A 19,818-nucleotide genomic window follows, 5' to 3' on the forward strand; every position below is an offset into this window, starting at 1 on the left:
CCTACACCGTCACCTGGGCGCCCAGCTCGACCACGCGGCCGGGCGGGATCTTGAAGAAGTCCGTCGGATTGGCGGCGTTCTTCATCAGATAGATGAACAGCCGGTCCTGCCATAGCGGCATGCCGCTGTTGGCCGACGGCACGATCGAGCGCCTCCCTAAGAAGAAGCTGGTGGCCATGATGTCGAACTTCAGGCCCTGCTTGCGGCACACGGCCAGGGCCTTGGGGATGTTCGGGCTTTCCATGAAGCCGTAGTTGACGATGACCTTCTTGAAGTCGTCGTTGACCTTCTCGATCTTGACGCGGTCTTCCTCGTTGACGCGCGGCGTTTCGGCCGTGCGGACCGTCAGGATGACGTTGCGCTCGTGCAGAACCTTGTTGTGCTTGAGGTTGTGCATCAAGGCGACCGGGGTCATGTCCGGGTCCGAGGTCAGGAAGATCGCCGTGCCGGGCGCGCGGTGCGGGGCGCGGGCGCGCAGGATGTCCATCAGATCGGCGACCGGCAGGCTGTCGCGGCGGGTCTTGTCGCTGAGGATCTGGCTGCCGCGCACCCAGGTCGCCATGATCGTGAACAGCGCCGCCCCGATCAGAACCGGCAGCCAGCCGCCCGTGAAGAAGCGCAGGGCGTTGGCGCTCAGGAAGGTCAGGTCCAGCGCCATGAACGGGATCAGGAAGCACAGCGAGGCCGGCAGGCTCCAGTTCCACAGGCGCCGCATGACGATGAAGGCCATGCAGGTGGTCACCACCATGGTGCCGGTCACCGCCAGGCCATAGGCGTGGGCCAAGGCCGACGAGGTCTGGAAGGTCAGCATGATCGCCATGACCCCGACCAGCAGCATGGTGTTGAGCTGCGGCACGAAGATCTGGCCCGACTGGGTCTCGGACGTGCGGCGCACGTCGAGGCGCGGCAGCAGGCCCAGCTGGATCGCCTGCTGGGTCAGCGAGAAGGCGCCGGTGATGACGGCCTGGCTGGCGATGACGGTCGCGAGACCCGCCAGCAGCACCAGCGGCAGGCGCAGCGCCTCGGGCGCCATCTCGAAGAACCAGTTGAGCTCGGGCATCGGACGTCCAGCCCGCCGGGCGGCGTCGAACACCGACAGGGCGAAGGCGCCTTGGCCCAGATAGTTCACGATCAGGCAGGGCAGCACGAAGAAGTTCCAGGCCGCCTGGATCGGCCAGCGGCCAAAGTGGCCCATGTCCGCCGACAGCGCCTCGGCCCCGGTGACCGTCAGGAAGACCGCGCCGAGCACGACGAAGCCCGCCATGCCGTGATGCGCCAGGAAGTGCACCGCGTAGTGGGGGCTGATCGCCTTGAGGATCTCGGGCTTGTGCGCCAGGTGCCAGGCGCCCAGGGCGAACATCGACAGGAACCAGACGGCGCAGATCGGACCAAACAGCGCGCCGACCTTGGCGGTGCCGCGGCTCTGGATGAAGAACAGGCCCAGCAGCATGGCCGTGGCGATCACCAGCACGACCTGGGTGTTGACCGCATGCTCCAGGGCCGGGATCGTCCGAAGACCCTCGACCGCGGACAGAACCGACATGGCGGGTGTAATCACGGCGTCGCCGTAGAACAGCGCCGCGCCGGCGACGCCGAGGCCGAACACGAGCGCCGTGCGCCGGCCGATCGCGTGCTGCGCCAGGGCCATCAGCGACAGCACGCCGCCTTCGCCCTTGTTGTCCGCGCGCATGATGAACACGACATACTTCAGGGTGACGATCAGGATCAGCGCCCAAATCGCCAGCGAGATAACGCCGAAGATTTCGCTACGCACCACGCCGTCGTGCGCGGCGGCGGCCAGCGCTTCCTTGAACGCGTACAGCGGGCTGGTGCCGATGTCGCCGAAGACGACGCCGATCGAGCCGAGGGCCAGCGCGAGGAAGCCATGACCCTTCAGGTCATGACCATTCCCGGCCCCATTTGGCGGGCCGCCATCCTGCGAAGGAATGTCGGAAGACGCGGGGGCGCAGTCGGTAGCGGATGCGCCTGAGGCTTCGGAAGCCATTCAATCCCTCCGGGCCGCCCTCGCAAAACGCTGTCGGCCGACCCATATCGATCAAGCGCGGCGCGATACACCCAATTGAAGGCGGGTTCAATCGTCCCCTAACGTCGCATCGCGCCGTGGCGTTAGGATTAAGCAGTTTTCAGTTGAACGCGCCTGCGACAACCTTACGTTCCCGGTAGAGATGTCCGACAGTCAAAAATTCCCCGTGGCGGCCCACGCCCTGGCCTATCTGGCGCACAAGGAGGCGTTTTCCGCCGACCGCGCCGTGGCCAGCGCCGAGCTGGCCGCGTCGGTCCCGACCAATCCGGTCGTGGTCCGCCGGGTCACCGCCATGCTGGGCAAGGCGGGGCTGATCGGCGCGCGCGCCGGCGCCAATGGCGGCGCCTGGCTGCTCAAGCCGGCCGAATCGATCACGCTCGACGTCGTGCTGAAGGCCGTGAACGGCTGCGCCCACCTCGGCGTCGCGCCCAAGGGCGTCAAGGGCTGCCCGGTCGGCGAGAAGATCCCCGACGCGGTCCGCTCGGCCATCGAGGCCGCCGACGCCGCGGCCGCCGCGCGCCTGGGCCAGATCACGGTCGCCGACCTCCTCGCCAACGCGCACTAGGCCTTGCCGGCGGCCTTTAGCCGGTCTGAAAATCACCCATAGAAAAATTGCACCAACTTTTGTTGCTGATCCCTCTAGCGGATGCTCTGGCGCTTATTACGTAATCGCTACCGTTTCGGTTTCTAATTGAGAGATCACCCATGACCACCGTCGCCATCGCCTATCACTCGGGCTACGGCCACACCGAAGTTCTCGCCCAGAAGGTCGCCGAGGGCGTCCGCGACGCCGGCCAGACCCCGGTGCTGCTGAAGATCGAGAGCGCCGCCCAGGACTTCGGCCCGTTCATCGAGGAGATCACCAAGGCCGACGCCGTGATCTTCGGCGCGCCGACCTACATGGGCGACGTCTCGGGCGTGTTCAAAGTGTTCGCCGACGCCACCTCGGCGGCGTTCTTCACCGGCGCCTGGAAGGACAAGCTGGCCGCCGGCTTCACCAATTCGCACAGCTTCGCTGGCGACAAGGGTCACGCCCTGGCTAGCCTGACCATTCTGGCCGCCCAGCACGGCATGAACTGGGTGAACCTCGGCGTCCCCTCGCCGCACGTGACCGCGGCCGAGCGCGGCCCGGATACGCTGAACCGCGTCGGCTCGTTCATCGGCGTCGCCGCCCAGTCGGACAACGCCTCGCCCGAGATCACCCCGCCCGCCGGCGACCGTGAGACCGCCCGCCTGCTGGGCGAGCGCGTCGCCAAGGCCGCCGTCCGCTGGACCGCCGGGGCTTCGGCCGCCGAGGCGATCACGACCAAGGCCGCTTAATCGCCACGGTCGCGGCCTCCCCCTCCCAGCCGCGGCCAGGAAGGCGCGCGCCCCGCCCGGCGCGCGCCTTTCGACTTTCTGGAACCTACTCCTCTTCGCCGACCGGCTGCTCGTAGGCCGCCATCATCGCCATGTTCAGGATCTTGGACACCGAGGCCGACAGCGGCGCGATCTGCACCGACTTGGACAGACCCAGCAGCACCGGTCCGATCACCGTGGCGCCGCCCAGCGACTGAACCAGCTTGGTCGAGATCGAGGCGGCGTGGATCGCCGGCATGATCAGGATGTTGGCGCTATCGGTCAGGCGCATGAACGGATAGTTGGCGCGCTTTTCGGGATCGAGCGCCAGCTCGGGCGGCATCTCGCCCTCGTACTCGAAGTCGACATCCATCTCGTCGAGCATGGCCACGGCCTCGCGCACCTTCTCCGAGCGCAGGCCCATCGGATTGCCGAAGGTCGAATAGCTCATGAAGGCCACGCGCGGCTTGAAGCCCAGGCGGCGGACGGCGCGGGCCGCCTCGCAGGCGATCTCGACCAGCTCCTCGGCCTCGGGCAGCTCGGTGACGTTGGTGTCGGCCACGAAGATGGTCCGGCCCTTGGCCAGCACCACCGACATGCCCATGATCCGGCCGCCCGGCGCGGGGTCGACGACGCGCAACACTTCTTCCAGCGCCTGGTCGAAGCTGCGGGTGACGCCGGTGACCATGCCGTCGGCCTCGCCCAGGGTGACCATCGAGGCGGCGAAGCTGTTGCGGTCCTGGTTGATCAGGCGCTGGACGTCGCGCTTCAGATAGCCCTGGCGCTGCAGCCGCGCGTAGAGCGCGTCGACATAGTCGGGATTGCGGTCGGACAGGCGGGCGTTGACGATCTCGAGGCCGGCGGTCTCGGGATCCAGGCCGACCAGCTTCATGTTCTCGTGCACCAGGTTCTCGCGGCCGCACAGGATGGCCTTGCCGTAGCCGCCGGTCTGGTAGGCGTAGGCGGCGCGGATGACGCTGGGATCTTCGCCCTCGGCGAACACGATGCGCTTGGGATTGGCCAGGACCGAGCCCGAGATCTTCTGCAGGAAGCCGGCGGTGGGATCCAGGCGTTGGGCGAGGCCCGCGCGGTAGGCGTCCATGTCGGCGATCGGCTTGCGGGCGACGCCGGTGTCCATGGCCGCCTGGGCCACGAACGGCGGCACGTACCAGATCAGGCGGGGATCGAAGGCCGACGGGATGATGTAGTCCGGCCCGAACTTCAGCTGACGGCCGTGATAGGCGGCGGCGACCTCGTCCGGAACGTCCTCGCGCGCCAGCATGGCAAGGGCCCGGGCGCAGGCGATCTTCATCTCGTGGTTCACGCGGCGGGCCCGCACGTCCAGGGCGCCGCGGAAGATGTAGGGGAAGCCCAGGACGTTGTTGACCTGGTTGGGATAGTCCGAGCGGCCCGTGCCCATGATCGCGTCTTTGCGGACCCGCTTGACCTCTTCCGGGGTGATTTCCGGATCCGGATTGGCCATGGCGAAGATGACCGGGTTCGGAGCCATCGAGGCGATCATCTCGGGCGTGAAGGCGCCCTTGGCCGACAGGCCCAGCAGGACGTCCGCGCCCTGCACGGCTTCGGCCAGGGTGCGCTTGTCGGTCTTGACCGCGTGGGCGCTCTTCCACTGGTTCATGCCCTCGGTGCGGCCCTGGTAGAGGACGCCCTTGGAGTCGACGGCGATGCAGTTCTCGGCCCGCACGCCCATCGCCTTGATCAGCTCCAGCGAGGCGATGCCGGCCGCGCCGGGGCCGTTCAGCACGACCTTCACGTCCTCGATCTTCTTGCCGGTGATGTGGCAGGCGTTGATCAGGCCGGCGGCGCAGATGATCGCCGTGCCGTGCTGGTCGTCGTGGAACACCGGGATGTCGAGCAGCTCCTGCAGCTCGGTCTCGATGCGGAAGCATTCGGGGCTCTTGATGTCCTCGAGATTGATGCCCCCGAAGGTCACCCCGATGTTCTTGACCACCGTGATGATCTCGTCGGGGTCCTTGGAGGTCACCTCGATGTCGATCGAGTCGACGTCGCCGAAGCGCTTGAAGAGGACGCTCTTGCCCTCCATCACCGGCTTGGAGGCCAGGGCCCCCAGGTCGCCCAGGCCCAGGATCGCGGTGCCGTTCGAGATCACCGCCACCAGGTTGCCCTTGGAGGTGTACTCGTAAGCCATGTCCGGATCGGCGGCGATCGCGTGGACGGGGACGGCGACGCCAGGCGAATAGGCCAGCGACAGGTCGCGCTGGGTCGCCATCGGCTTGGTCGGCACGATGGCGATCTTCCCCGGCGTGGGGTGGCGGTGGAAGGCCAAGGCCTCCGCATCGGTGAAGGTCTTGCGTTCCGCGTCGCTCATCCGGCGTTTCCCATTCCTGCTGCGCAAGTTGATCGTGGGACGCGCCGATCGATGCGAACGCGCCCTTATGCGCGCTCAGCGTAGCGACCGGGAACCGGCGTCACAACAGGCCACGCTCGCGAAAAGTCCAGCAAACGCTTGTTGGAATTGGCGTTGCGTCAACCTCGCTGACCTTTCGTCACCCGGGGCGAGGTTGACCTTGAGGGGGCGGATGGGCGATTGGCAGGGTCGAAGAGCGCGAGAGGAAAGCCGTTGACCCAGCCCGTGAAGATCGCCGTCGCCGGCGCCCTCGGCCGCATGGGCCAGGCCGTCATCCAGACGCTGGACGGCCGTCACGACGTGGTGCTGGCCGCCCGCTTCGATCGCCCAGAGGCGGAGGGCGAGCTGCTGGTCAGCGCCGACGCGGCCCTGGCCGCCGCCGATGTCGTCATCGACTTCACCCTGCCCGAGGCCTCGGCGTTGCTGGCCGAAGCCGCCGCCGCCCGCGCCGTCCACCATGCCCACGCGCCGGCCCTGGTCATTGGCTCGACCGGCTTCTCGCCCGAGCAGCTGGCCCGGATCGAGGCGGCCGCCCACAAGGTGGCGATCGTTCGCTCGGGCAACTATTCGCTGGGCGTCAACATGCTGATGGGCCTGGTGCGCCAGGCCGCCGCCGCCTTGCCGGCCTCGGATTGGGACATCGAGGTCTTCGAGGCCCACCATAAGCGCAAGATCGACGCGCCCTCGGGCACGGCCCTGATGCTGGGCGAGGCGGCCGCCGAAGGGCGGGGCGTGGACCTGGCCGCGGTCGCCGATCGCGGCCGCGACGGCGTCACGGGCCCCCGCAAGGAAGGCGCGATCGGCTTTTCGGTCGTGCGCGGCGGCGGCATCGTCGGCGAGCACAGCGTGATCTTCGCCGGCGAGTCCGAGACCCTGACCTTGTCGCACTCGGCCATCGACCGGGGCCTGTTCGCCCGGGGCGCGGTGGCCGCCGCGGCCTGGACAAAGGGCAAGCCGCCGGGTCTCTATGACATGCAGGACGTGCTCGGCTTTAAGAAGTAGGGATCCAAAGCTGAGCCGGGGGGCTTCTTAGGAACCAGACTTCGGGATCTGATGGCCGAACCCTCCACCGCCGCCGCATCGAAAGAGCCGCCCCGCAAGGCGTGGGGCCGCGCGCGGCTGGTCGATCTCGGCCTCGAGGCCGTGTCCTTGTCGATGCTGGCCTTCATCGCCACCGGGCTCGTCGTCTGGTCGGGACGGCGCGAGATCAGCCGCGAACTGGCCGAGAGCTGGCTGCGCGACCACGGGATCGAGGCCGCCGTCGAGATCGACGACCTGGACGCCACGGGCTTTTCCGGCCGTGTCCGCCTGGGATCGCGCGACAACCCGGTTTTCGCCGCCGATCGGCTGGAGGTCGCCTACGACCTGGCCGCGCCCTGGACCGGCGAGCGGTTTGGCGTTCAGACCAAGGCCGTGCGGCTGGTTCGCCCGAGAATCCTGGCCAGCGTCGATCGGAAGGGCCGCGTCCGCTTTGGCGCGCTTCAGCCCCTGATCGACGAGGTCCTGAAGGCGCCCAAGAAACCCAACGTCCCCGGCCCGGCGATCCTGGTCGAGGACGCGCGCCTGGATCTTTCCACCCCTGGCGGCCGCGTCCGCGTCACCGGCGACGCCAGCCTCGACGACGGCCAGCTGTTGCGCCTGGATGGCCGCCTGGCCCCTCTGCGCTACGCCGTCCCCGACCTGGCGTTGACGACCAAGGGCGCCACGGTGACCGCCCGCAAGCGCGGCGATCGCCTGACCGTCGAGGTCTCGCTGGCGATCGACAGCCTGGAGGCGAGGGACGCCGATCTCGCCGGCGCGGTCGCCAAGCTGTCGGCGGACCTGCCCTATCCCGATCTTGCCGCGATGAAGGCCAACGGGCCGCTGGAGGCTCGGCTGGCGCTGACGGCCGGGAACGGCCGGGTCGCCGAGACGCAGGGGCGTGATCTCGCCGCCGATTTGAGCTTGGCTGGGCGCTTCGATGGCGGGCTCGACGCCTTCGCCTTCCTCGGCCGGTCGCGCGGCGTGGTGCGGGGCGATCGACTGTCGGCGCCGACGCTGGAGGCCCGTTCGGCCAGTCTGTCGCTGGACGCGCCCCGGATCACCATCGGTCGCCAGGCGGGGCGCACGACCGTGCGGGGGGCGATGCAGTCCAGTCTGGTCGCGGACCAGGCCTTGGCCGGTGGAACGGCGCTGCGGGGTCTGAAGGCTTCGGCCGGCTCCGCCAACCTGGGCATGGCGTTCGACAGCCAGGGCCTTGCGGTCAGCGGCCCGTTGGCGCTCGACGCGACCGCCCAGCGCTTGGCGAACGGCGGCGTGGCGCTCTCCGACGCGCGGTTGGAGGCTAGGGGCAAGATCGACCAGGGGCCGGGCGGCCTGACCCTGGCCTTGAACGGCTCGGCGCGCGGTCGCAGCGGAATCTCGGCCCCCGACGCCGAGCGCCTGGCGGCGCTGATTCCCAATCCGGCCTATGGCAAGCCGCTATCCCGCGCCTTGCGGACGTTCGAGCTGGCCGCGCCCAGCCTTGGGCTGGACATCAAGGGCGGCCGGACGCGCGCGACCCTGGCCCAAGGCGCGACCCTGTCGGCTCCGAACGGCGTGAAGGTCGCGATCGCCGCGCCTAAGGGCTTGCTGCTCGACGCCGGTCCCGAGGGCGCTCGGGGCGCATTGCAGGTCTCGCTGACGGGCGGCGGACTGCCGACCGTGAAGGCGCTGGCGCCGCAATGGCGGATGGCGGGCGGCGTGCTGACCTCGCCGCTGTCTCTGGCGGTCGAGAATTTCGACCTGCCGCCGATCCAGGGCGTCACGGGCCAAGTTGACGGCCAGGCGCGGCTGGCGGGCGGGCGCTTCACCCTGACGGCGTCCAAGTGCTCGCCGCTGACCGCCAAGGCCTATGCGCTGGGCGACAACCCGGTCACGGACATCAAGGCCGAGCTGTGCCCGGCCAAGGCGCCGCTAGTCCTGGCCGGCGCGGGCGGCTGGAGCGCGAACCTCATGTTCGAGGACGGCGAAGGCGCCCTGGCCGTGGCCCAGGCCAAACTGCAAGGGATCAAGGGCGAGGCCAGCTTCGGCGGGACGGGCGGCTTCGATCGCGCCAGCGTGCGGGTCGAGCAAGCCGCCGCGACCGACGCCGCGCCCGAGCGACGCTTCAACCCGATCCTCGCGAAGGGTCAGCTGGCTCTGACCGGCGGCGTCTGGGGCGGGACCTTCCAGGCCGCGACTCCGACCGGCGCGCCGCTGGGCGAGATCCGTTTGCGCCACGTCGTGGCGACGGGCCGGGGGCAGGCCGATATCGACGCCTCCAAGCTGGTGTTCGCCAAGGACGGCCTGCAGCCGGGCGATCTTTCGCCGATGGCCAGCTTCGCCCGCGAGGCCAAGGGCCCGGCCAGCTTCACCGGGGTCTTCGCCTGGGACGGCCAGGGCGCGACCAGCCGCGGCCGCCTGGTCGCCAACCGGATCGATTTCACCAGTCCGATCGGCTTCGTCGCCACGCTCGATGGCGCTGTCGACTTCGACAGCCTGGCGCCGCTGACCACGCGGCCGGGGCAGTCCCTGAAGGTCGTGCGCATCGACTCCCTGGTGCCGTTGACGGCGGTTGAGTCGGTGTTCCAGCTGGGCGCCGACGCCCTGCACATCTCCAAGGCGACGTTCGAGGCGGCCAAGGGGCGGATTTCGATCGAGCCGACCGACGTGCCCCTGGCGGCCGACAAGACGATCAGGGGCGTGATCGTGGTCGAGCACCTGGACCTCGGCGAACTGATCGCCGCCTCGTCCCTGGCCGAGAAGGTCAAGGTCCAGGCGGTGGTCGACGGCCGCCTGCCGTTCACCTTCGGGCCCGAAGGGCTGCGCTTCCAGCAGGGCAAGATCAGCGCCATCCAGCCGGGTCGGCTGGAAATCTCGCGCGCGGCCCTGACCAACGTCGCCGCCAGCCCGACCGACGCGCCAGGCGCGCCGCCGTCGCCGCCCGCTCAGGTCAACGCCATCCAGGACTTCGCTTATCAGGCCATGGAGAACCTGGCGTTCGACCAGCTGGAGGCCGGCGTGAACAGCACCGACAAGGGCCGGCTGGGAATCCTGTTCCACATCAAGGGCCAGCACGACCCGAAGGTCCCGGAGAAGGCGAAGGTCGGCTTGATAGACCTGATCCGCGGTCGCGCCTTCGACAAGCGCATCGCCCTGCCAGCCAAGACGCCGGTCGATCTGACCCTCGACACGTCCTTGAACTTCGACGAGCTTCTGGCCGACTGGCGCAGCTGGTTCGAACGCCAGGGATCCCAGACACCGCCCCGTTCAGGTCCGGTTCAACCGTGACCGTCCATCCTGCGCAAGAATTGGAGACTAGACGCATGAGACAGCGCGCCCTTTTTCTGGGCCTCGCCATGACGGGAGCCCTGGCGGCGGCCGCCTGCACCCCGACGGTGCGGGTCAAGGTCGATCCGATCAACATCTACGCCAAGCTGGACGCCGACGTGCGCGTGCGGCTGGACAAGGAAGTCCAGTCGCTGATCCAGCAAAACCCGAACCTGTTCTAAGCAAGGAGGACCGACATGATCCGCAAGACGATGACGGTTCTGGCGCTGGGCCTGGCGATGACCGCCGCCGGCGCGAACCTGGCCCTGGCCCAATCGGCCGCCGCCAAGGCCGCCGTGGACGCCGGCAAGGCGTCCGGTACGGTCGGCGAGCAGGCTGACGGCTATCTCGGCATCGTGTCGGGCGGCGACGCCGCCCTGCGCGCGGCCGTGGCCGAGATCAACACCGGCCGAGCCGCCGCCTACAAGGACATCGCCGCCAAGACCGGCGTGACCCCCGAAGCCGCCGGCCAGGCCACCGCCAAGCAGCTCTACAGCCGCCTGGCGCCGGGCCAATACTGGAAGCCGCTGGATGGCGGCTGGGTGAAGAAGTAGGCCTCGCAGGCCGCGCGCCGGGACTCAGCGCCCGGCGCGTCGCCAGTGATCAGGCCGCGGCGCGGACGTGATAGAGCGCGCCGGGCTCGGTCTTGAAGCGGCCGACCAGTTGGGCCAGGGCGCGCGCCTCGGTGCTCATGTTCGCCACCGCCGCTGTGGTCTCCTCGACCATGGCCGCGTTCTGCTGAGTGACCTGATCCATCTGGTTCATGGCGGCGTTGACCTGGTTCAGTCCCGTGGACTGCTCCTGAGACGAGGCGGCGATCTCGCGGATCAGCTGATCGATCTCGCTGACCTTCGAAACGATGCCCGCCAGGGCCTCGCCCGTGTCGCCCACCAGGCGCACGCCGCGTTCGACCTGTCTGGTGCTGCTGGCGATCAGGACCTTGATCTCCTTGGCGGCGTCGGCCGAGCGCTGAGCCAGCGCCCGCACCTCCTGGGCGACCACCGCGAAGCCCCGTCCAGCCTCGCCCGCGCGGGCGGCCTCGACCCCCGCGTTCAGGGCCAGAAGGTTGGTCTGGAAGGCGATCTCGTCGATCACGCCGATGATCCGGGTGATCTGATTGGAAGAGCTTTCGATCTCGCCCATGGCCGCGACGGCTTCCCGGACGACTTCGCCCGAGCGATCGGCATGGCTCCGCGCTTCGGCGGCCGCGGCAGACGCTTCGAGGGCGCCGTCGGCGCTGCGCTTGACGGTGGCGGCGATCTCCTCGATCGCGGCCGCGGTTTCTTCCAGGCTGGCGGCCTGCTGCTCGGTCCGCCGGGAAAGGTCGTCGGCGGCGCTGGCGATCTCGCCGGAGCCCGAGCGGAGATTGTCGGTCGCGTCGGCGATGGCGCTCAGCGCGCCGCGCAGGCTTTCCACCGAGCGGTTGAAGTCGCCCTTGATGCGGTCGTACTGGTCCGGAAAGGTGTCGATCTCGGCGGTCAGGTCGCCATCGGCCAGGCGCCCCAGCTTTTCGGCCAGGATCGAAACGACCTGGTTCTGGACGGCGGCGGCCTGTTCGCGCTCGGCGCGGCTGGCTTCCTGCTCGCGGCGCACGGCCGTGATGTCGGTGGCGAACTTGATGACCTTGTAGGGCTTGCCGTCGGCGTCGAACACCGGATTGTAGCTGGCCCGGATCCAGATCTCGGCGCCGCCCGCGCCGATGCGGCGGAAGGCGTCCGAAAAGAACTCACCCGCCCGCAGCCGTTCCCAGAACCGCGCGTAGTCGGGGCTGGCGACGTCGGCGGGATCGACGAACATGCTGTGATGGCGTCCCCGGATCTCCTCGATCCGATAGCCCATGGTGGCCAGGAAGTTGTCGTTGGCGTCGATGATGGTCCCGTCGAGCTGGAACTCGATCACCGCCTGAGAGCGATGGATCGCCGTGACCGTCGCCTTCAGCTCCGCCGCTTCCGTGCGCAGCGCCCTGCTGCGCTTGTCCTCGATGCCAAACATGATCGTACCCTCTCAAACTGGAGGGACGTCCTATGACAGGATGCTTAAGGCTTGATTATATCGAGTTCGATATTTTCAACTTTTATTTGGTTACGCCGTCTTAAGTAAATGAGACGACTTTAGCGCGCATGGTCGACGATATCGCGCACGCCAAGGCCCCGCTCGCCAAGCCCCGCCCGTTGGAGGCGGATGATCCAGGCTACCGCGAGCTGCACCTGGACAATCAGCTGTGCCTGGCCATCCAGATCGCCGACAGCCTGGTCACCAAGATCTATCGGGGGCTGCTGGAGCCGCTCGGCCTGACCCATCCGCAGTATCTCGTCTTGATCGCCCTTTGGGAGCGCTCCGAACGCTGCAGCATGGGCGACCTGCGCCGAGGCCTATGCATGGACACCGGCGCGGTGACGCCGCTGGTCAAGCGCATGGAGGCCGCGGGCCTGCTGCGGCGGACGCGCGACATCGCCGACGAGCGACGGGTGTGGGTCGATCTCACCGAAGCCGGCTGGGCCCTTCGCGATCGGGTGCTGGAGGTCCGGCGCAACGTCGTCGCGCGCCTGCCTCTGTCGGACGCCGAGATCGTCGCGCTCAGATCGAGCCTGCAATCGCTGAACGCCGCCATGCTGGCCGACAGCCCGCCTTTGCGCTGAAGACCGGCGCGGCCTAGCTCCCAGCGCCCGACCCGCTTAAACACCGCGCCATGCCCGCCACTCGCGCCCGCCTGATCCCCTACGCCGCCCTGATGGGCGCCATCGTCGTGCTGTGCGTGGGGACCTCCTTCGCCAAGAGCCTGTTCCCGATGATCGGCGCCCAGGGGACGACCGCCTATCGCGTCGGCTTCTCGGCGCTGATCCTGCTGCTGGTCTGGCGGCCCTGGCGCCATCCGCTCTCGCGCGCCGACCTTGGCCGCATCGCCGCCTACGGCGCTGTGATGGGGCTGATGAACCTTTGCTTCTACATGGCGATCCGCACCGTGCCGCTGGGCCTGGCGATCGCGATCGAGTTCATGGGGCCGCTGGCCGTGGCGGTCGCCAGCTCGCGCAAGCTGATCCATTTCGTCTGGATCGGCCTGGCGGTGCTCGGTCTTGGCCTGCTGCTGCCGATCGACCCCGGCGCCAAGCCCCTCGATCCGGTCGGCGTCGGCTTCGCCTGCGCCGCGGCGGTGATGTGGGCGCTGTACATCATCCTCGGCAAGCGGACCGGCCACCTGCATGCGGGACGCTCGGTGGCCTTGGGGATGACGACGGCGGCCCTGATCGTCGCGCCGATCGGGATCGCCTCGGCTGGCGCCAGCCTCTTCTACCCCAAGGTCGTGCTGCTGGGCCTGGTTGTCGCCGTGCTGTCCAGCGCCATCCCCTATTCGCTGGAGATGATCGCCCTGCGCGGCATTCCCAAGCGCAGCTTCGGCGTGGTGCTGAGCGCCGAGCCGGCCGTTGGCGCGCTGGCGGGTCTCGTGATCCTGGGCGAGCACCTCGCCGCTTCGCAATGGCTGGCCATCGTCGCGATCATCGCCGCCTCGGTCGGTACGATCCTGACCACGCCCGCCGACGCCGTGGCCGATGAGATCACGCCTTAGGCAGATGCGGCCCGCCGCGCCGGCGCGACATCATGACTCTTGAGCGACTCGCTCAGTGGACTGAAGCTTCGATCACCGTCCGCGTGGAGCGTTGCCAATGGCGATCAGTGCGTTCGAGAAGCAGCTTATGGGTTACGGCCTGACGACGGCCGAGATCCACTATCACATGCCAGACCATCCCGGCCTGCTGCAGCTTTACCTCTGGCAGGACTACGACCTGGCCCCGAAGTTCCCGACCTTGAAGGGCTTCCTCGACTTCTGGAGCCGGGAGCTGGACGGGGTCCTGCACTCGGTCCGGGTGGCCCACAACAAGCTGATCGGCCCCCGCGAATGGCGGGCCGTGAACGGGGTCTTCACCCTGCAATAGGTTTGCTGGGCTTGCTTCGGGCGCTCGTCGACCGTAACTCCCCGGTCGATGAGCGCTGGAGCCAAGATCTGCGGACTGTCGACGCCCGAGACGGTCAAGGCCGCCTTCGACGGCGGCGCGGCCTATCTGGGCTTCGTCTTCTTCGCGAAGAGCCCGCGCAACCTGACGCCCGAAACCGCCGCGCGGCTGGTCGAACCGGTGCGTGGTCGCGGCGTGAAGACCGTGGCCGTCACCGTCGATCCCGACGACGCCTTGGTTGACCGCTTGATGGCGACGATGCGGCCCGACCTGATCCAGGTCCACGGCAAGGAGGCGCCGTCGCGCGTCCGCGAGATCGCCGCCCGCGCCGGGGTCGGGGTCATCAAGGCCTTCTCGGTCTCCAGCCCCGCCGACGTCGACCAGGCCGCCGCCTTCGACGGCGTCGCCGAGCACCTGATGTTCGACGCCAAGCCCGTGGAAGGCTCGGCCCTGCCTGGGGGCACCGGCGCCCGGTTCGACTGGGGACTGCTGACGGGACGCCGCTTTTCGCGCCCGCATTTCCTGGCCGGCGGGCTTGATCCGTGGAACGTGGCCGAGGCGATCACGGTCTCGGGAACCCCGCTCGTGGACGTTTCCTCTGGCGTGGAGCGCGGTCCCGGCCTAAAGGACCCCGCTCTGATCTCGGCGTTCCTGGACGCCGTCAAACGCGCCTGACTGCTGGAAAGCTCTCGTGAACGCTCCCGCGAAACCCAACGACTACTCGGCCTACCCCGACGCGAACGGCCGGTTCGGCGACTTCGGCGGCCGCTATGTGGCCGAGACGCTGATGCCGCTGGTGCTGGACCTGGGCAAGGCCTACGCCGACGCCAAGGCCGACCCCGAGTTCCAGGCGCAGCTGAAGAGCTACAATACCCACTACGCCGGCCGGCCCAGCCCGCTCTATTTCGCCGAGCGCCTGACCGAGCACTTCGGCGGGGCCAAGATCTATTTCAAGCGCGACGAGCTGAACCACACCGGCTCGCACAAGATCAACAACGCGCTCGGCCAGATCCTGCTGGCCATGCGCATGGGCAAGACCCGGATCATCGCCGAGACCGGCGCGGGCCAGCACGGCGTGGCCACCGCCACCGTCTGCGCGCGCTTTGGCCTGCCGTGCGTGGTCTATATGGGCGCCACCGACGTCGAGCGTCAGAAGCCCAACGTCTTCCGCATGAACCTGCTCGGCGCCGAAGTGCGTCCGGTCAGCTCGGGCACGGGCACCCTGAAGGACGCCATGAACGAGGCGATGCGCGATTGGGTGACCAACGTGCACGACACCTATTACCTGATCGGCACCGCCGCCGGCCCGCACCCCTATCCGGTGATGGTCCGCGACTTCCAGAGCGTGATCGGCGCCGAAGCCCGCGAGCAGATCCTGGAGATGGAAGGCCGTCTGCCCGACGCCGTGGTCGCCTGCATCGGCGGCGGCTCGAACGCCATCGGCCTGTTCCACCCGTTCCTGAACGACGCCAGCGTGCGCCTGATCGGCGTCGAGGCGGCCGGCCACGGCGTCTCGACCGACAAGCACGCCGCCTCGCTGACCGGCGGCCGCCCGGGCGTTCTGCACGGCAACAAGACCTATCTGCTGCAAGACGACGACGGCCAGATCATCGACGCCCACTCGATCTCGGCCGGTCTCGACTATCCGGGTATCGGCCCGGAGCACTCGTTCCTGCACGAGGTCGGCCGCGCCGAATATGTCTCGAGCACCGACGAGGAAGCCCTGGCGGCCTTCCAGCTGTGCTCGACCCTCGAAGGCATCATCCCGGCGCTGGAGCCGGCCCACGCCCTGGCTCGCGTCGGCGAGATCGCCCAGGAGCTGGGCAAGGACAAGATCGTGGTGATGAATCTCTGCGGTCGCGGCGACAAGGACATCTTCACGGTGGCCGAAGCGCTCGGGCGCAAGATCTAGGACCGACCCCGCGTGACCAAAGACCGTATCGACCGCCGCTTCGCGGCGCTGAAGGCCGAGAATCGGGCCGGCTTCGTGACCTATGTCATGGCCGGCGATCCCGACGCCGCCACGACGCTCTCGGTGCTGAAGGGCCTGCCGGCCGCCGGCGCCGACCTGATCGAGCTGGGCTTTCCGTTCTCCGACCCGATGGCCGAGGGCCCGACCATCCAGCGCGCCGCCCAGCGCGGCCTGAAGTCCGGCATGACCCTGCAGGGGACGCTGGACCTGGTCGCCGCCTTCCGCGAGGGCGACGCCGACACCCCGATCATCCTTATGGGCTATCTCAATCCGGTGCTGCACCGGGGCTTTGAGAGCTTCGCCGCCGCCGCCGCCAAGGCCGGGGTCGATGGCCTGATCATCGTCGATTGCCCGCCGGAGGAGGCCGACCCGTTGTCGGACGCGCTGGAGGCCGAAGGCATCGCCCTGATCCGCTTGGCCGCGCCGACCACCGACGACGCGCGCCTGCCGATGGTGGTCCGCCGCACGTCGGGTTTCGTCTATTACGTGTCGGTGGCTGGCGTGACCGGCGTGAAGTCGGCCGACGCGGCCGAAGTCGCGCCCGCCGTCGAGCGCCTGCGCAAGGCCTCGGGCCTGCCGGTGGCGGTGGGCTTTGGCATCCGCACGCCGGATCAGGCCGCCGCCGTCGCCAAGGTGGCCGACGCGGCCGTCGTGGGCTCGGCGCTTGTGGATGAAATCGAATCCGCCGCTCGGTTGAACGAAAACGTGACCGAGAAGGTTCTTCTAAAAGCGTCGGAGCTGGCTAAGGCTGTGCGTTCGGCGCGAGTCGGGACGAAGTGAGGCTCTAAGGCTATGGCTATGGCTGAACCCCAGGACCCGAAAAAGGGCGACAAGAAACAAGCCGGCGACCGCCGAGGCGGCGGCTGGCTGTCGCGGATCGCTCCCGGCGTGCGCGGCGCCTTCGCCAAGCGCGAGACGCCGGAGAACCTTTGGGTCAAGTGCCCGGACACGGGCGAGATGATCTTCCGCTCCGACCTGGAGGCGGCCCTGTGGGTCACGCCGGCCGGTCGCCACATGCGGATCGGGCCCGAGGCCCGCTTCAAGTTCACCTTCGATGAGGGCCAGTACGAGGTGCTGCCCAGCCCGTCGGTGGTCGAGGACCCGCTGAAGTTCTCGGACGGCAAGCCGTACAAGGACCGTCTGGCCGCCGCCCGCAAGGCGACCGGCGAGCAGGACGCCATGGCCATCGCCTATGGCAAGGTCGGCGGCGTCGACGCCGTGGTGCTGGTCCAGGACTTCGCCTTCATGGGCGGGTCGCTGGGCATGGCCGCGGGCGAAGGCTTCATCGCCGCCGCCAAGGCCGCCCTGGACCGCCAGGTTCCGCTGATCGCCTTCACCGCCGCCGGCGGCGCGCGGATGCAGGAAGGCGCGCTGTCGCTGATGCAGATGGCCCGCACGACCCTGGCGATCAACGAGCTCAAGGACGCGGCCCTGCCGTACGTCGTGGTCCTCACCGACCCGACCACCGGCGGCGTCACGGCCTCCTACGCGATGCTGGGCGATGTCCACCTGGCCGAGCCGGGCGCCCTGATCGGCTTCGCCGGTCCGCGCGTCATCGAGCAGACCATCCGCGAGACCCTGCCGCCGGGCTTCCAACGCTCGGAATATCTGGTCGAGAAGGGCATGGTCGACCGCGTCACGCACCGCAAGGAGCTGCCGCAGGTCCTGGGCTCGATCCTGGGCACCCTGATGATGGGCCGCAACCGCAAGGCGGCGTAGAGTTTTCTCATCCTCACCCGTGAAACGGGGGAGGGGGACCGCGAAGCGGTGGAGGGGGCGCACGCCGCCTTCAAGGAAAGCGCCCCCTCCGTCACGTCGCCTATTGGCGCCGCGCCACCTCCCCCGCTAGGCGGGTGAGGAGGAGACGAAAATGGCCGAGCATCTCCGCGCTCACGACGCCGCGCTTGAGCGGCTGAAGGCGCTGCATCCCAAGCTGATCGACCTGTCGCTGGAGCGGATGCGGCGGCTTTGCGCCGCCTTGGGCGATCCGCAGGACCGCCTGCCGCCGGTGATCCACGTGGCCGGCACCAACGGCAAGGGCTCGACCGTCGCCTATCTGCGCGCCATGGCCGAGGCGGCGGGTCTGAAGGTCCACGTCTTCACCTCGCCGCACCTGGTCCGTTTCGCCGAACGCATCCGGCTGGCCGGAACGCTGATCACCGACGACCACCTGAGCGATGTGCTGGACCGGGTCGAGCAGGCCAACGCGGGCCAGGAAATCACCTTCTTCGAGATCACAACCGCGGCGGCTTTCGTCGCTTTCGCCGAGGTCCCGGCCGACCTCTGCATCGTCGAGGTGGGCCTGGGCGGCATTCTCGACGCCACCAACGTGATCCAGCGTCCGGCGGTCAGCGTCATCGCCCCGATCGACATCGACCACCGCGAGTTCCTGGGCGACACGATCGCCCAGATCGCCGTGGAAAAGGCCGGGATCATCAAGCCGGACGCCCCGGTGGTCTCGGCCCGCCAGCACGGCGACGCCGAGGACGTGCTGGAGACCACGGCCGCCCTGGCCGGGGTCGAACTGACCCTGATGGGCCGCGACTTCGACGCCTGGAACGAGCGCGGCCGGCTGCTGGTGCAGATGCAGGATCGGCTGCTGGACCTGCCGGCGCCTTCCCTGCCGGGCGAGCACCAGTTCGCCAATGCCGGCCTCGCCGTCGCCGCCCTGCTGGCTTTGGGCGATTCGCGCATCGACGAGGCGGCCGTGGGCCGAGGGATCGCCAGCGCCGTCTGGCCCGCGCGATTCCAGCGCCTGACCGCCGGCCCGCTGGCCGAGCGGGCCAAGGCGGCCGGCGCCGACCTCTGGCTGGACGGCGGCCACAATCCGCACGCCGGTCGAGCGGTCTCGCGCGCGGTCGCCGACCTCGCCGCTCGCGACGGCCGGCCCGTGGCGCTGATCTCGGGCTTTCTCGCCAACAAGGACGCCACCGGCTTCTTCACGCCGTTCCGGGGCGTGGCGACCAAGGTCTTCGCCGTGACCTTCGAAGGCCACGCCGCCGCCAGCGCCGCCGAGACCGCCGCCGCCGCCGAGCTGGCAGGCCTGCGCGCCGCAGCCTGCGACAGCGTCGAGGACGCGCTGACCCGCGCGCTCCAGATGGAGCCGACGCCGCACGTATTGATCTGCGGTTCGCTGTATCTGGCCGGCGAGGTGCTGGCGATGAGTCCCGAGACGTGGCCGGCTTAAACGCGTAAGGCTGTGGGACGCCGATAGGGCGGCACGGCCCGCCGGACATCCTCGGCGAGCGCGCCCGCCCTGGCAGGAACCGCCGATGGCCAAGGGTCAGAAGAAGTCGAACAAGGAAATCCGCAAACCGAAGGCCGAGAAGAAGGCCCCGCCGGTCTCGGTCTCGCCGTTCATCGTGACGCCCAAGAAGTAGAGGCCACGAAAAACGCCCGCCCCGGAAGCCGGAGCGGGCGTCTTCAATTCAGCGGCGCAAGGCGCTTAGGCGGCCTGGACGCCGGCTTCGTTCAGCCATTCCAGGATCTTCTGCTTGGGCATGGCGCCGACCTTCATCGAGGTCATCTGGCCGTCGCGGAACAGCATCATGGTCGGGATGCCGCGGACGCCGTAGCGCGACGGGGTCGTCGGGCTGTCCTCGATATTGACCTTGGCGATGGTCACGACATCGGCGAGCTCTTCGGAGAGCTGCTCGAGCGCCGGGGCGATCTGCTTACAGGGGCCGCACCACTCGGCCCAGAAGTCGACCAGCACGGGCTTGCTGGCCTTCAGGACGTCGGATTCGAAGGTGGCGTCGGTCACCGCAACGGTGCTCATGGCTTGCTCCAGTCTGGC

The 19,818-nt window shown here is 68.8% G+C and carries 19 protein-coding genes and 1 pseudogene; 16 read left to right on the forward strand and 4 right to left on the reverse strand.

Annotation, left to right across the window (positions count from 1 at the left end):
• Position 1: 1 nt before the first annotated feature.
• Positions 2-2,005 (reverse strand): potassium transporter Kup, encoded by a 2,004-nt coding sequence (locus tag CSW60_RS12100; protein WP_099537472.1) that lies wholly within the window; start codon positions 2,003-2,005, stop codon positions 2-4.
• A 181-nt stretch (positions 2,006-2,186) separates the two neighbouring features.
• On the opposite strand from CSW60_RS12100, the gene CSW60_RS12105 reads away from it, so the two are divergent.
• The gene (locus tag CSW60_RS12105) at positions 2,187-2,609 is read left to right on the forward strand and encodes an Rrf2 family transcriptional regulator (protein ID WP_099537473.1); all 423 of its coding nucleotides are present in this window, start codon (positions 2,187-2,189) and stop codon (positions 2,607-2,609) included.
• Between the two features lie 140 nt (positions 2,610-2,749).
• Complete coding sequence (locus tag CSW60_RS12110; protein WP_099537474.1) at positions 2,750-3,364, forward strand: flavodoxin family protein; 615 nt, start codon at positions 2,750-2,752, stop codon at positions 3,362-3,364.
• Positions 3,365-3,449: 85 nt separating this feature from the next.
• Here the strand turns inward: CSW60_RS12110 and CSW60_RS12115 are convergent, their stop codons facing one another.
• On the reverse strand, positions 3,450-5,732 hold the full coding sequence (locus CSW60_RS12115; protein ID WP_099537475.1) for an NADP-dependent malic enzyme: 2,283 nt from the start codon (positions 5,730-5,732) through the stop codon (positions 3,450-3,452).
• Positions 5,733-5,984: 252 nt separating this feature from the next.
• Between CSW60_RS12115 and dapB the strand changes: the two genes are divergently transcribed.
• The 4 genes from dapB to CSW60_RS12135 are packed head-to-tail and all read left to right on the forward strand — an operon-like array spanning position 5,985 to position 10,654.
• Entirely contained in the window at positions 5,985-6,773 is a 789-nt protein-coding gene (gene dapB / locus CSW60_RS12120; RefSeq protein ID WP_099537476.1) for a 4-hydroxy-tetrahydrodipicolinate reductase, read from the forward strand.
• Between the two features lie 51 nt (positions 6,774-6,824).
• Positions 6,825-10,061 carry a YdbH domain-containing protein gene (locus tag CSW60_RS12125; protein ID WP_099537477.1) on the forward strand — a complete coding sequence of 1,079 codons (3,237 nt, stop codon included), beginning with the start codon at positions 6,825-6,827 and terminating at the stop codon, positions 10,059-10,061.
• 35 nt (positions 10,062-10,096) lie between these two features.
• Positions 10,097-10,282: a YnbE family lipoprotein gene (locus CSW60_RS12130; protein WP_099537478.1), complete on the forward strand. Its 186-nt coding sequence runs from the start codon at positions 10,097-10,099 to the stop codon at positions 10,280-10,282.
• A gap of 15 nt (positions 10,283-10,297) precedes the next feature.
• Positions 10,298-10,654, forward strand: coding sequence for a YdbL family protein (locus CSW60_RS12135; protein ID WP_099537479.1), 357 nt, complete (start codon positions 10,298-10,300; stop codon positions 10,652-10,654).
• Positions 10,655-10,703: 49 nt separating this feature from the next.
• Here the strand turns inward: CSW60_RS12135 and CSW60_RS12140 are convergent, their stop codons facing one another.
• Positions 10,704-12,092, reverse strand: coding sequence for a PAS domain-containing methyl-accepting chemotaxis protein (locus CSW60_RS12140; RefSeq protein ID WP_099537480.1), 1,389 nt, complete (start codon positions 12,090-12,092; stop codon positions 10,704-10,706).
• Between the two features lie 128 nt (positions 12,093-12,220).
• Between CSW60_RS12140 and CSW60_RS12145 the strand changes: the two genes are divergently transcribed.
• The 10 genes and pseudogenes from CSW60_RS12145 to CSW60_RS12185 all read left to right on the forward strand — a co-directional run bounded on the left by CSW60_RS12145 (position 12,221) and on the right by CSW60_RS12185 (position 19,402).
• Positions 12,221-12,739 carry a MarR family winged helix-turn-helix transcriptional regulator gene (locus CSW60_RS12145; RefSeq protein WP_099537481.1) on the forward strand — a complete coding sequence of 173 codons (519 nt, stop codon included), beginning with the start codon at positions 12,221-12,223 and terminating at the stop codon, positions 12,737-12,739.
• A gap of 50 nt (positions 12,740-12,789) precedes the next feature.
• Positions 12,790-13,665: a DMT family transporter gene (locus tag CSW60_RS12150; protein WP_099537482.1), complete on the forward strand. Its 876-nt coding sequence runs from the start codon at positions 12,790-12,792 to the stop codon at positions 13,663-13,665.
• 97 nt (positions 13,666-13,762) lie between these two features.
• Complete coding sequence (locus CSW60_RS12155) at positions 13,763-14,032, forward strand: usg protein (protein WP_099537483.1); 270 nt, start codon at positions 13,763-13,765, stop codon at positions 14,030-14,032.
• A 48-nt stretch (positions 14,033-14,080) separates the two neighbouring features.
• The gene (locus CSW60_RS12160; RefSeq protein ID WP_099537484.1) at positions 14,081-14,725 is read left to right on the forward strand and encodes a phosphoribosylanthranilate isomerase; all 645 of its coding nucleotides are present in this window, start codon (positions 14,081-14,083) and stop codon (positions 14,723-14,725) included.
• 16 nt (positions 14,726-14,741) lie between these two features.
• Positions 14,742-15,962 (forward strand): tryptophan synthase subunit beta, encoded by a 1,221-nt coding sequence (trpB, locus tag CSW60_RS12165; RefSeq protein ID WP_099537485.1) that lies wholly within the window; start codon positions 14,742-14,744, stop codon positions 15,960-15,962.
• Positions 15,963-15,974: 12 nt separating this feature from the next.
• Positions 15,975-16,802, forward strand: a complete 828-nt coding sequence (trpA, locus tag CSW60_RS12170; RefSeq protein ID WP_099537486.1) for a tryptophan synthase subunit alpha — start codon at positions 15,975-15,977, stop codon at positions 16,800-16,802.
• Positions 16,803-16,814: 12 nt separating this feature from the next.
• The gene (locus CSW60_RS12175) at positions 16,815-17,741 is read left to right on the forward strand and encodes an acetyl-CoA carboxylase carboxyltransferase subunit beta (protein ID WP_099537487.1); all 927 of its coding nucleotides are present in this window, start codon (positions 16,815-16,817) and stop codon (positions 17,739-17,741) included.
• A 9-nt stretch (positions 17,742-17,750) separates the two neighbouring features.
• A pseudogene (locus tag CSW60_RS23150) lies at positions 17,751-17,871 on the forward strand (hypothetical protein).
• Between the two features lie 21 nt (positions 17,872-17,892).
• The gene (locus CSW60_RS12180; protein ID WP_099537488.1) at positions 17,893-19,209 is read left to right on the forward strand and encodes a folylpolyglutamate synthase/dihydrofolate synthase family protein; all 1,317 of its coding nucleotides are present in this window, start codon (positions 17,893-17,895) and stop codon (positions 19,207-19,209) included.
• An 85-nt stretch (positions 19,210-19,294) separates the two neighbouring features.
• Positions 19,295-19,402 (forward strand): hypothetical protein, encoded by a 108-nt coding sequence (locus CSW60_RS12185; protein WP_004617960.1) that lies wholly within the window; start codon positions 19,295-19,297, stop codon positions 19,400-19,402.
• A 65-nt stretch (positions 19,403-19,467) separates the two neighbouring features.
• Here the strand turns inward: CSW60_RS12185 and trxA are convergent, their stop codons facing one another.
• A complete protein-coding gene (gene trxA / locus CSW60_RS12190; RefSeq protein ID WP_099537489.1) occupies positions 19,468-19,800 on the reverse strand; it encodes a thioredoxin in 333 nt (110 codons plus the stop codon).
• Positions 19,801-19,818 lie beyond the last annotated feature (18 nt).

It is taken from the genome of Caulobacter sp. X, assembly GCF_002742635.1.
Classification (GTDB): Bacteria; Pseudomonadota; Alphaproteobacteria; order Caulobacterales; family Caulobacteraceae; genus Caulobacter.